This window comes from Irregularibacter muris (assembly GCF_024622505.1).
Lineage (GTDB): Bacteria > Bacillota > Clostridia > Eubacteriales > Garciellaceae > Irregularibacter > Irregularibacter muris.
Genome location: NZ_JANKAS010000005.1, coordinates 27,260 through 39,693 on the forward strand (window position 1 = coordinate 27,260; position 12,434 = coordinate 39,693).

At 35.7% G+C, this 12,434-nt stretch carries 10 protein-coding genes; all 10 read right to left on the reverse strand.

What is annotated here, in order from left to right:
* Positions 1-61 precede the first annotated feature (61 nt).
* The 10 genes from NSA47_RS07045 to NSA47_RS07090 all read right to left on the reverse strand — a co-directional run bounded on the left by NSA47_RS07045 (position 62) and on the right by NSA47_RS07090 (position 12,284).
* Positions 62-1,060 (reverse strand): tripartite tricarboxylate transporter substrate binding protein, encoded by a 999-nt coding sequence (locus NSA47_RS07045; protein ID WP_257530401.1) that lies wholly within the window; start codon positions 1,058-1,060, stop codon positions 62-64.
* 113 nt (positions 1,061-1,173) lie between these two features.
* Positions 1,174-2,505, reverse strand: coding sequence for a glucarate dehydratase (gudD, locus tag NSA47_RS07050; protein ID WP_257530403.1), 1,332 nt, complete (start codon positions 2,503-2,505; stop codon positions 1,174-1,176).
* 62 nt (positions 2,506-2,567) lie between these two features.
* Positions 2,568-3,455: a 2-hydroxy-3-oxopropionate reductase gene (gene garR, locus NSA47_RS07055; protein WP_257530405.1), complete on the reverse strand. Its 888-nt coding sequence runs from the start codon at positions 3,453-3,455 to the stop codon at positions 2,568-2,570.
* 133 nt (positions 3,456-3,588) lie between these two features.
* Positions 3,589-4,488 (reverse strand): 4-hydroxy-tetrahydrodipicolinate synthase, encoded by a 900-nt coding sequence (gene dapA / locus NSA47_RS07060; protein WP_257530407.1) that lies wholly within the window; start codon positions 4,486-4,488, stop codon positions 3,589-3,591.
* Positions 4,489-4,524: 36 nt separating this feature from the next.
* Positions 4,525-5,676 (reverse strand): glycerate kinase family protein, encoded by a 1,152-nt coding sequence (locus NSA47_RS07065; RefSeq protein ID WP_257530410.1) that lies wholly within the window; start codon positions 5,674-5,676, stop codon positions 4,525-4,527.
* A 328-nt stretch (positions 5,677-6,004) separates the two neighbouring features.
* Positions 6,005-7,141, reverse strand: a complete 1,137-nt coding sequence (locus tag NSA47_RS07070; protein ID WP_257530412.1) for a CdaR family transcriptional regulator — start codon at positions 7,139-7,141, stop codon at positions 6,005-6,007.
* A 202-nt stretch (positions 7,142-7,343) separates the two neighbouring features.
* The gene (locus NSA47_RS07075; RefSeq protein WP_257530413.1) at positions 7,344-8,621 is read right to left on the reverse strand and encodes a uracil-xanthine permease family protein; all 1,278 of its coding nucleotides are present in this window, start codon (positions 8,619-8,621) and stop codon (positions 7,344-7,346) included.
* 348 nt (positions 8,622-8,969) lie between these two features.
* The gene (gene queG, locus NSA47_RS07080) at positions 8,970-10,088 is read right to left on the reverse strand and encodes a tRNA epoxyqueuosine(34) reductase QueG (RefSeq protein WP_257530414.1); all 1,119 of its coding nucleotides are present in this window, start codon (positions 10,086-10,088) and stop codon (positions 8,970-8,972) included.
* A gap of 225 nt (positions 10,089-10,313) precedes the next feature.
* Positions 10,314-10,838, reverse strand: a complete 525-nt coding sequence (locus NSA47_RS07085; RefSeq protein ID WP_257530416.1) for a hypothetical protein — start codon at positions 10,836-10,838, stop codon at positions 10,314-10,316.
* Between the two features lie 186 nt (positions 10,839-11,024).
* Positions 11,025-12,284: a S8 family peptidase gene (locus NSA47_RS07090; protein WP_257530418.1), complete on the reverse strand. Its 1,260-nt coding sequence runs from the start codon at positions 12,282-12,284 to the stop codon at positions 11,025-11,027.
* Positions 12,285-12,434: the final 150 nt, after the last annotated feature.

Consider the following 12,434-nt stretch of genomic DNA (forward strand, 5'->3'; position numbering starts at 1 on the left):
CTATATAATAGAAAATTAAAGTAAGAGTACTCTTACTTTAATTTTCTATTATATTATTTGCTTAATTACCCTTCATTTGCTCTTGAAACTTCATAAATCTATCATGATATTCCATAATATAATTAGTTGCTTCCTTTGGATTCATATAAGTAGGTGTTACAAATATATTTTCAGCTTCTTTTTGATAGTCTGGATTTTGCGTAACCTTTTCCATAGCCGCCGAGAATTTATTTACAATATCTTCAGAAGTTCCCTTCGGCATTCCGAAGAAAAAGAATTTATCCATTACAATATCAAATCCTTGTTCTAAAGCAGTGGGAATATCTGGCATCAATGGATTTCTTTCTTTAGAAAGAAGCCCTAATTGTTTGAAATCTCCAGATTCAAAATAATCTTTAGTCAAACCATATTGGGTATTAATAAAGTCAGTTCTTCCAGCCATTAATGCAACGGTTTTGTCTGCATTGCCACCCACATCAGTCATGTTTAACTCAATTCCTGCAGCATCTTCTACTGCTAATCCAACAATATGAGGATATCCCCCAGTTTGCATTCCAAAATCTATTTTCCCCGGATTTTTCTTAGCATCCTCTACCAATTCACTCAAGCTATTATAGGGTGAGTCTTTGTGAGTAGCAAGTACAGTTGTATTATCTACAACGCCTATGCCCGCTATTTCAAAGGCATCTATATGATAATCTACCATTCCCGCTACATATGGAACTAATATTTCAGGATGGAAAAACAATACAGTATGTCCGTCTGCCTTTGCGTCTTTCACTCTTCTAGTACCAACTGTGCCTCCACTACCTCCTACATTTACAACTACTACAGGCTGTCCTAATTCTTTTTCAAGATATTTACCAAAAAGTCTTGCATTCATATCAGTATCTCCCCCTGCTCCTGCTGGAACAATAAGCTCAATAGCCTTTGTGGGATAAGTAACTTCTTGATCTGATGTATCTCCCTCTGATGATGTTGACCCAGAATTACTGGCACATCCTGTTAACACTAACATTACGACAAGGATAAATGCTGCAGCTTTGAACATCTTTTTCATTTCCATAATCCCCCTTATTTTTTTCTATAATCAATTGTAGAATTCTACAATTGTTATTATTGACTTTATACTATATTTTCTGCTCCTTTAAATATCTTGTTATAAATTATAAGTTATCTAACTAAACAAGGCTTTTTATTATTAAATTCCCAACCTGAAATTAAGTATTGCATTGCTATTGCATCATCTCGAGCTCCTAAGCCCTCTTTTAAATACAGTTTATTTGCTTTCATTACCTGATCTATATCTACTTCAATACCTAAGCCTGGTTTATTTGGTATTTGAATATGTCCATCTCTAATGAGCATAGGTTCCTTTGTTAAACGTTCTGTTCCTTCCTGCCAGATCCAGTGAGTATCAATCGCAGTAATATCCCCTGGTACAGCCGCTGCTACATGGGTAAACATCGCTAAGGATATATCAAAATGATTATTAGAATGGGAACCCCAAGTGAGCCCAAATTCATTGCACATTTGTCCTACCCTAACTGATCCTGACATAGTCCAAAAATGTGGATCAGCCAATGGGATATCCACAGATTGTAATGCGACTGAATGTTGCATTTGTCTCCAATCGGTTGCTATCATATTTGTGGCTGTGGGAAGACCTGTAGCCTTTCTAAATTCTGCTAGTACTTCACGACCTGAAAATCCATCCTCAGCACCACATGGATCTTCACAATAAGTTAAAGTCCCATGCATATCCTTACATAGTTCTATAGCATCCTTTAGTAGCCATCCTCCATTGGGGTCTATGGTTATTCTTGATTCTGGAAATCTCTTTTTTAAAGCTTTGATCGCCTTGATTTCTTCTTTACCTTCTAAAACTCCGCCTTTGAGTTTGAAATCCCTAAATCCATATAAGTCCTGGGAAGCTTCGGCTAATTTTACTATTGCCTCCGGTGTCATTGCTTCTTCATGACGAATCTTATACCACTCATTTTCAGCGTTTGGTTCTCTATAATAAGGAAGATCAGTTTTATCTGGATTACCAATGTAGAATAAGTATCCTAATACCTTTACTGCTTTTCTTTGCTGTCCATCCCCTAACAATGCTGCTACTGGAACTTCTAAGTATTTACCTAGTAAGTCTAATAAAGCAGCCTCAATGGCCGTGACTACATGAATGGTAGTTCGCAAATCAAAGGTTTGTAAACCACGTCCAGCAGCATCCCTATCATTAAAGGTTTTGCGGACTATATTCATAATATTTTTATAGTTTCCAATGGATTGTCCAATGATATACTCCTTAGCATCTTCCAAGGTTTGACGAATCTTTTCTCCACCAGGTACTTCACCAATACCAGTATTTCCTGTATTATCTGTCATGATTATAATATTTCTAGTAAAGTATGGTGCATGGGCTCCACTCAAGTTTAATAACATGCTATCTCTACCAGCTACTGGTATAACCTGAATCTCCACCACTTTAGGTGTACTTCCCATCTCAAAAACCTCCTATCAGCTACCCCCATTTTTAAAATGAGGGATTATTATCAAGTGAACTTCTAGTCTCTAGTAATTTCAATATTTGCTAATTTTTCATAGTATTTTGCTATACTAGCATGGTCTTCAACACCGCAACCATCCAATTTAATTGCCTGCATAATTTCCATTACTTGTGCAGTTAATGGTAGCGGAACACCTACACCGTGGGAAGTTTCAATTACGTTATTTAAATCCTTAATGTGTAAGTCAATTCTAAATCCTGGATTAAAGTTTCTGTCCATAATCATAGGTGCTTTTGCATCCATAACCGTACTTCCTGCAAGGCCACCTCTGATAGCTCGATATACTAATTCTGGGTCAACTCCTGCTTTTTTAGCAAGAATTAAAGCCTCTGAAACTGCTGAAATATTAAGCGCTACGACGACTTGATTACAAAGTTTTGCTACATTACCAGCACCCGTTTCTCCAACATATACCACTGAGCCAGCCATTTTCATCATCACATCATGGTATTTTTCAAATACTTCTTTCTTTCCTCCTACCATAACAGCTAATGTACCATCTATAGCCTTTGGCTCTCCACCACTTACCGGTGCATCTAACATATGTACTCCTTTTTCTTCTAAGGCTGCATAAACTTTACGGCTGCTTAAAGGTGCAATGGAGCTCATGTCGATAACAACTGATCCTGGTTTTGCTCCCTCTATCACTCCACCTTCTCCCAATACTACCTCTTCAACCTGTGGTGAATTTGGAAGCATAGTAATGATGACATCACATTGCTTTGCCAATTCAACATTGTTCTCCGCTGTCTCAGCCCCCATTGCTTTTAATTCTTCTACTGATTTTTTATTTAAATCCAGCACCACTAGGTTATATCCTGCTTTTACCAAGTTTTTTGCCATTGGTTTCCCCATAATTCCCAATCCTATAAATCCTATTTTCATTTTATCTATCTCTCCTTTTTATAATTGTTTTATAGATTTTTCACTTGTGTGTCTATGCTTATTAATCTTCTACCTGACTATAAAATTTAAAAACTAATTCACTTGGAATGGCATATTATTTATGTGAGTAATATTATTTTATTAAACCTAAATCATTGAGGACTTTTTTAATTTCTTGTAGTCTTTCTTTGCTACAATGATCTATTGGCTTAACTGGGTGCCCCACATTTAGACCCATTAAGTTTAAGCAATCCTTCATGACAACAGGAAAACTTCCATAATTATAAGTATTTCTCAATGGTATTAGCTTATATTGTGCTTCCATGGCTCCCTCTAGGTCTCCTGCCATGTATTTTTCGTATATGTCTACTACTAATCTTGGAGCTACATTGGCTGTTCCTGCAACACAACCTGCCCCGCCATAGGCTAATGTTCCATAGATTAAATAATCTGATCCACTAAAGACTTTAAAGTTTGGAATGTTTTGTGTCACTCTGATGTATTCTATGGTCTGAACAAAGTCAAAGGAAGTATTTTTAATACCGATAATGTTATCAATTCTGGCCAACTTTTCCAGCAGTGGAACTGATATATTATTATTTGTCTTACCTGGGTTATTATATAGCATTATAGGTAGGTTAGTGGATTCTGCAATAGCCTTAAAATGATTGTATAGTTCATTTTCATTGGGCTGAATAAACATAGGCGTTAACACACTTAATGCGTCAGCTCCAGCTTCCTCTGCCATCTTTGCCAATTTTACACATTCCTTTGTGGTAATAGCACTGGCCCCTGCATATACTGGTACTTTTCCATTTACGTGTTTTACCGTAGTTTCTACAGCTTTTTTCTGATTTTGAAAATCTAAAGCATAGAATTCACCATTACTTCCTAAGATAAAAATACCATGAACTCCACCATCAATAACGTGATCTATAACCCTTTTCAAACCCTTTACATCAACATTTTCATTTTCATCCACTGGTGTAATAATAGGTGGAATAACTCCTTTAATATCTTTAATATTTAGCATTTTCACCCTCCATTTTAGGTGTATCGTAATATTTGTTTAACATGTGCTTGTAGCTCGAATACTTTTTAGCCCCCACATCCTCATAGCACTCTCGGCAGTTTCCTCTATTAATGCCGGTGCATTCTCCATAGCTTCACTAAGGGTCATAGGTCTAGGGATAATATCCATAATGGCATTGACACCATGCTCATATACTGCTGATGCCCCTTCCCCTACACTTCCTACAATGGCTACCACGGGTACGCTATATTTATAAGCTCTTTTTGCTACTCCTACAGGCACCTTACCATATATGGATTGACTATCAATTTTCCCTTCACCGGTTATGACTAAATCTGCATCCATTAAATGTTCATCGATATTATTAATATCCAAAATCTTCTCTATGCCAGGATAAAGCTTAGCATTGCAAAATGCCATTAAACCAGCTCCTAATCCTCCTGCTGCCCCTGAGCCAGGAGTATTTAGTATGTCTTTTCCCACCTTTTCCTTAAGCACTATGGCATAATGTTTTAGATTTTTATCTAACTCTTGTATCATTTTTGGCGTTGCCCCTTTTTGAGGTCCATATATATGGGATGCCCCATCCTTACCACATAAGGGATTGGTAACATCTGAGATTACGATGATCTCTACATCTTCTAGACGTTTATCTATTTTAGAGATATCAATATCCCATAAACCCCTAAGTTTTCCCCCACCATAACCTATTTCTTTTCCATTTTTATCCTTGAATGAAACTCCCAGGGCTTGGGCCATACCTACACCACCATCATTGGTAGCACTCCCTCCGATGCCTACAAATATCTTTTTGCATCCTTTATCTATAGCATCTTTGATCATTTGACCCGTCCCATAGGTTGTTGTCACCATAGGATCTAGCTCTTCTTCTTTAACTAATGTTAGTCCTGAAGCCGCTGCCATTTCTATTACAGCTATATTTTCCTCTAAAATCCCATACCTAGCTTTAATTTTTTTACCTCGGGGTCCTATGATTTCTATTTCTTCATATTTCCCTCCTGTACCTATTACCAATGTATCTACCGTACCTTCTCCACCATCGGCTACTGGAATTTTTACTACCTCTGCATCAGGGTGAACTTTTCTTATTCCCTTTTCTATTGCGTCCGCAACTTCTAGAGAGGAAGAACTACCTTTAAAAGAATCAGAAGCGATAACTATCTTCATTTTTATCCCTCTTTCTGTGTCAACTCTTTTTTCATAAACTCATCAGCTATTAAACTGCACAATCTTTATTTCTTCAATTTTAAAATTCATTATTTTTCATTCGCTTCTTGATAACGTTATCACGAGTAATAAAATAATAAAAAACATCTTGTCATTCTCACTATTCATTAATGTAGGATTTAAAACAATGTGAATGTTTTAAAAAATCTTGTTTTAGCTATCCTCTCACTGATAATTCTAAAGTTATTGGGAAAATTAATCTATGTTATAGCAAACAAATAACAGGGAATAATTTCCCTGTTATTTTGTTATCAATGCTAGATAGGATTTAATTTTCTAATGTATATAATGTAATGGCTAAGTACAAAATAGCTGAATCCTCGATATTTCTAGCATCATAGCCTGTTAGAGCTTTTATTCTTTTTAATTTATATTGCACTGTATTTTTGTGTATATATAATTCCTCAGCAGTTTTCGTAATTGATCCATTGTTTTGAAAATATTTGCCTAAAAATTCTATATATTCATCCATTTGATTCATATCAATATTTCTAAAAACTTTTTGGATATATTCTTGTTTTATTCTTTGAGGGATTTCATCTAAAAAAAGTTCTATATCTAGTTCAGAATATTCTATTATACATTTTGTCTGGGAAGTTAGAGCAACATCTAAGGCTTTTCTAGCCTCTAGATAGGATGTTCTCATGGCATCGGCGCTACTACTAATGCCACCAATACCAAAGCAAACTTTAATATCATATTTCTTTTCTATATTTTCATGAATACTCTGGATCAGAGAATGTATTTCCTTCAATGTATTTGTATCTAATAGCATAATGTAATTCATGCCACTTTGGATAATCAAATTTTGTTTGTTAAAGTCTACATATCCTTGTATTATATTGTATATTTTTTCATAGATGGCTGGTGTATTCAGCATTTTCTCTTCATATTTTTCTCTAATTCTAGCCACAACCACAATTCTTGGAATATTTATTTTAATATTGAGTAATTCAGAGCGTATCATTAGAGTCTTTTCATCGGTTTTATGTCTACGAAATAATAATTCTTCTACGAACTGCCTCTTGGTTTCCCTACCAATATTCTTTTGTTCCACTAGATAGGCTTCTTTAATAAGAATTTCTGTCATGCTTTGTATGATCTTTCCATATCTTCCAACTTCCTCTTCTTTACCTGTAATTCCTATGACACCAACAATATTGTTCTCAAAGTATACGGGAAGATTTATACCCTGTTTTGCCCCTGGGTATTCCTCATCATAGTGAATGATAATCTCATTCTTCCCTGATAAGACTCTCTTGGCTCCCCCATGAAAAGTTCCAATACGCTTTTCATCAGTACTAGCCATAATCACACCCTTTGTATCAATATAGTTGATATCTTGATTAATAATTTCTTTCATCCGTCCAACAATGTCCTTTGCTAAATACTGCGGTACATTCAAGTCATTCCCCCCTTAATATGACTTCATTGCCTGCAAAATTCCCTTAAAAATTTGATAGATCTGTATTAATATTCTGAATTGATATGTACTTCTACTTTTTCTTACTTCTTTCCTTCTTTATCGACAAAATTTACCCTATGGATAAACTTCCCACAAAAAAACCCACCACGATATCGTAGTAGGCTTTTTTGTGTTTTTATTTTTATGCTTCCGCTCTTGGAAGAATAAGGTTTAGTAATAATCCTGCTACAGCAGCTAGTGCCATACCAGCTAAGGAAAGTTGGAAGCTACCGATGGCAAGATCAAATTGTGCTCCACCGATTCCAAGTACTAAGATAACAGATGCGATAATCAAGTTTCTTGAGGCTTTGAAGTCTACGTTATTTTCAACTACAGTTCTTACCCCAATGGAAGCAATCATACCAAATAGGATGATGGAGATACCTCCGATAACTGGCTCAGGTACAGTTTGAATAGCAGCACCTAGTTTCCCTACAAAAGATAATCCAATGGCGATTACCGCTGCAATTCTCATAATTTGAGTATTCCATACTTTTGTTAAGGCCAATACTCCAGTATTTTCAGAATAGGTTGTTACAGGTGCTCCTCCTATAAAAGAGGAAACTGCCTTTGCAATACCATCTGCCAATACTGTTCTGTGTAATCCAGGGCTTTCCATATAATCATCTTCTACTGTAGCCGCAATAGCCAGTACGTCTCCAATATGCTCGATAATTGTAACAAGAGCTAGAGGAGCAATAAGCATGATTACCCCTACATCAAATTTAGCAATAGTAAAGGCTGGTATGCTAAACCATGGTGCTTGTCCAATGAGAGTAAAGTCTACAATTCCAAAGGCCAAAGCCGCGATATATCCTACAATAAGACCAATTAATACAGGAACTAACTGAATAAAACCTTTACCATAAATATTTACGATAGTTACAGTTACTAAACAAATTAGTGCAACTGCCCAGTTTTGAGATGCCATATCAATAGCTGTAGGTGCTAAATTAAGTCCAATAACCATAATAATAGGTCCCGTCACAATAGGTGGGAATAAGCGATTAATAAGACCTGGTCCAGCCATTTTAATAATAGCTGAGAATACGATATACAATAGACCGGCTACAACAAGTCCCCCTGCCGCATATTCTAATCCATGGGATGCACCAACTGCGATAATTGCTGGAATATATGCAAAAGATGACCCTAAAAATGCAGGTATTCTTTTCTTAGTAATAAGATGGAATATCAATGTACCTACTCCTGCACCAAATAGCGCAACTGATACATTTAACCCTGTTAGAATAGGTACCAATACTGTAGAACCAAACATTGTAAATACATGTTGTAGTCCAAGGATAAACTTTTTCCCCCCTGGGATATAATCCCCATCTCTCAATGCTCCATCAGGTGCCCTAGAAACTTTAATGTCAGCGTTTACATTATGCTCTTCTTTACGTCTTGTGTTTGCCATAATCTTTACGTCCTCCCTTTCTATAACCTTTTGTAGAATTTTAGTCTCGACATATTTCTGGTTTTTATGACCAATTTCCTTTGTCTCTTTTTAACAAATCATTTATATGTTATAGGGTTGCCCTGTCATTATAGCTTGAATTAATGAGTTTTTTCAATGGGTCAGATAACCATTTATTGAAATTTTTAGCATTTTTTCCTTTAATATTGTTTCCAATTTTCCGACAATTTTCTACAAAATCCCCTAACTTCAGTGTTTACGAAATTGTAGCCTTGTGAGTTGTGTACTTTATACAAATTTTATTTTAATCCATAATTTTTGGATTTATTTTATTTTTTAGATAACCTTCTATATTTCTTCATCTTTCTCCAAGATCCTAAGTATTTCTCCTATAACTTCAGGGTGTGTTTCCTGGGGATACCATTTTTTAATCCTTTTTCTTCCCTTATTGCCTATTTGTCCTAAAGCCCAAATAGTATATAATCTTATTTCCCATCTTGGATCTTTTAATTGTTCTTCTAAAATAGGTATTGCCTTTTCATCCATACTATTTCCTAGGGCTATAATACTGTTACGTTGTAATATTTTTTTCCCTCGCCATCCTGCAGCAGTGCTTTTATAGGTTGTCTTAAAATCCTGATTACTCATTTTTAATATTTTTTTTAGATGGGGAAATGCTAAAGAGGAAGTCGTTTTAAAGTCGTTGTTTTTTCCATAGGGAGCATTTCTATTTTGGGGACAGATTTGTTGACAGATATCACATCCATAGACCTGTTGCCCCATAACTTTTCTTTCCTCATCGGTTAATATTCCCTTCTTTTGTGTTAAATAGGAGATACATTTTTTAGCATTAAAATGAAAAGGACCTTCTATAGCTTTAGTAGGGCAGTTTTTGATACATAGATTACAATATCCACAGTGTGTTTTTTCCAGGGGGGAGTCTTCCTCAATTTCTATATTCACAAGAATATTTCCAATAAAAAGCCATGATCCAAATTGGGGATTGATAATGAATCCATTTTTCCCATAACTGCCTAATCCTGCCTGAAAGGCAATTTCTCTATCTACCAAAGGCCCTGTATCTACAAAAGTCCTATACTCCAATGGCATGATTTCTTTCTGTATAGCTTCCATTAATTCTTCCATCTTGGATATAAGTACCTTGTGATAATCTGTCCCCCATGCACTTTTAGAGATTTTCCCATAAAGGGCTTGTTCAGGGTATTTAGGCTCCTCTTGATGATAGGAGATTCCAATGGCAATAATACTTTTCGCATCCTCCCAGACTTGTAAAGGATTTATTCTTTTTTCTATATCCTTTTCTTCAAAACCTGATAAATAATCCTTTTCCTGCCGTTGACTTAGGATTTCTCTCAGATTTTCCAATGGTTTTACAGAAGCAAATCCAATGCAATCAATATGAAGTTTTTCCGCTATATTTATAATTTTTTCTTTTGTATTTACCATGGTGATCTCTTCCTTTTGATTATTCTTGCGGCTCTATTTTATTGTACACCAAAAAATAAGTCAAGAAAGCAGCTTTAGCCGCTTTCTCTGCCTGTTGAAAAAGTCTTTTTGAGTGTCATGCTGAATGTAGCAAAGTGGAGTGAAGCATCTGAAAACCCTTTAAATGCTTAGACCCTTCACTATCCTCCGGATTGACAACATAAACTGCTTTTCTATACCTCCTATTTATAAGGGAATACCTGGTATTTTAAACTGATGTTCTTTATATTTAAAATAAATATCCATGGTTTCCGCTTGAGGATCCATGGGAGAAAATTTCCCATAAAATAATTGTTTCCACCCTAAGGGTCTATCCTGAGGAAAATCATTGATGGTCTGGTAGGGTAGAGGGGTATATGTATTCCCCAAATTATCCTTTATCCATAGGGAGTTAAAGTCTTCTTTTTTTAATTTTTTCTTGTTCACATTTTCAATAAGTAATCCTATTCCAAAGTAACTTTCCTCTCCATTGACCCAACTATATTCGATAAAATATTTTTCCTTTATGATTTTCTCTAGGCTTATTTTAATGTCTTCATGAGTATCAAAATATTTTGAGTTACCATAATCCTTTTTTAGCAGTTCATCTATATTGGGAGGAAGGGGCTGTTCAGGAGGTGAAAAAAATGTAGACATAGTACGTACTGTTGATGTTTGCCCATATTGAAAAGAGACTAATGCGATACTTAAGATTAAAATTAACATAGCCAATAGTACAATTTTTCCTCTAATGATTATCATCTCCTTTTTTATAGTCTAAATACATTCTAGGATTTAAATTTACATTTATATATAATAGTATGATGAAAAGCCACATTTCATAACTTATCCTGCTGATTATCTTTTATGGCACAACAAAAAGACTGCCATGGCAGTCTTTTTGTTGTTGCTCTATCTTTATTTTTTTATTATTTTCCCTATATTGATCTGACCTTTTCCTTGGGCATAGTCTCTATCATTAACTGAGATGGCTGTATCCATCAATTTTGCTTTTACTTCATCGGGAGTTAGTTGCTCTTGATTTTCTAAAAGTAATGCAATGGCTCCTGATACTATAGGTGTAGCCATAGATGTCCCTGACATTTCTTTATAGGGTTCGGTCATCTTCTTAAATCTATATCTTTTTGTGCTCTTTTCCGGGATAAAGTCAATATCACTATTTAAAGAAGTGATATTGACACCTGGTGCAACAATATCGGGTTTCAGAATATTTTCCCCAGTAGGTCCTCGACTGGAGAATTTTGCAATGATGTCATCTTTCCTGTCTATGGTGCTCCGAGTATCAGTAGCTCCTACGGTGATGATCTTTTGACTAATGCCCGGTGAATTAATGGTCCTTTTACCAGGGCCTGAATTGCCTGCGGCAGTTACTACAACAATGCCACCATCCCATAAAGCTTCCACACCTTTTACCAATGGATCCTCTGCTGCTTTTAAATCAGGGTCTGACCCTATAGAAAGGGACACGATTCTAATATTGTATCTATTACGATTTTCCCATGCCCATTGCATTCCTGCCACAATATCTGAAGTCGTTCCACTACCATTCTTATCCATTACTTTTACCCCAAGGATATTGGCCTTGGGCGCCATTCCTTTATATTTACCCTCAGACATATAGCCATTCCCTGCTGCTATCCCAGCTACATGGGTGCCATGGCCATTATCATCATAGGGAAATTCTTTTTCATTGACAAAATCTTTAAATGCAACAATACGATTTGTTCCTAGGGATAAATCTGCATGGGGATATACACCTGTATCTAGTACAGCTATACCTATACCCTGGCCGGTTAAATTGCTTTCTTCTGCAATAGTTCCTCCCACAGTGGGTCTAGCAATATCCATTAGAGTAGAAAGTTTTGCATCATCAGCAATAAAGGTCACTCCCGGTATTCGTACAAGCTTTTCCACACATTTACAAGGTAAATCTACTGCAAAGCCCTGTATAATATCTAATCTATATTTTATTTTGCCCCCATGCTCTTTAATTGCTTCTTCCAGATGGGTATCTTTCTCATCATAAAGTAGGATTACAGATGTTTGCTCATTTTCTTGTGCATCCATAATTCTAGCTTGTAATCTTCTATCGATAAACCTTCGGTAAGAAGCTCCACTTAATATAAATAAAAAGAAGAGAGGTATCAAAAAAGACATAAAATAAACCACTCCTTTCTACACTACTACTAACATAATATGTTTAGTGTGACAAAGCGTGCAAAAATCGCACGCACTTGTGAAATAGGAAAGTTTAATCCTAGTAGGGCAAGACTAACTTTCCTATCTCAAAAAAGAGTGCTTTATCCA

Bases quoted from the DNA above. Each gene is read 5' to 3' on its own strand.
- NSA47_RS07090 (WP_257530418.1), bottom strand. From the start codon at position 12,284: ATGTCTTTTTTGATACCTCTCTTCTTTTTATTTATATTAAGTGGAGCT.
- NSA47_RS07075 (WP_257530413.1), bottom strand. From the start codon at position 8,621: ATGGCAAACACAAGACGTAAAGAAGAGCATAATGTAAACGCTGACATT.
- NSA47_RS07045 (WP_257530401.1), bottom strand. From the start codon at position 1,060: ATGAAAAAGATGTTCAAAGCTGCAGCATTTATCCTTGTCGTAATGTTA.
- dapA (WP_257530407.1), bottom strand. From the start codon at position 4,488: ATGCTAAATATTAAAGATATTAAAGGAGTTATTCCACCTATTATTACA.
- queG (WP_257530414.1), bottom strand. From the start codon at position 10,088: ATGGTAAATACAAAAGAAAAAATTATAAATATAGCGGAAAAACTTCAT.
- garR (WP_257530405.1), bottom strand. From the start codon at position 3,455: ATGAAAATAGGATTTATAGGATTGGGAATTATGGGGAAACCAATGGCA.
- gudD (WP_257530403.1), bottom strand. From the start codon at position 2,505: ATGGGAAGTACACCTAAAGTGGTGGAGATTCAGGTTATACCAGTAGCT.
- NSA47_RS07065 (WP_257530410.1), bottom strand. From the start codon at position 5,676: ATGAAGATAGTTATCGCTTCTGATTCTTTTAAAGGTAGTTCTTCCTCT.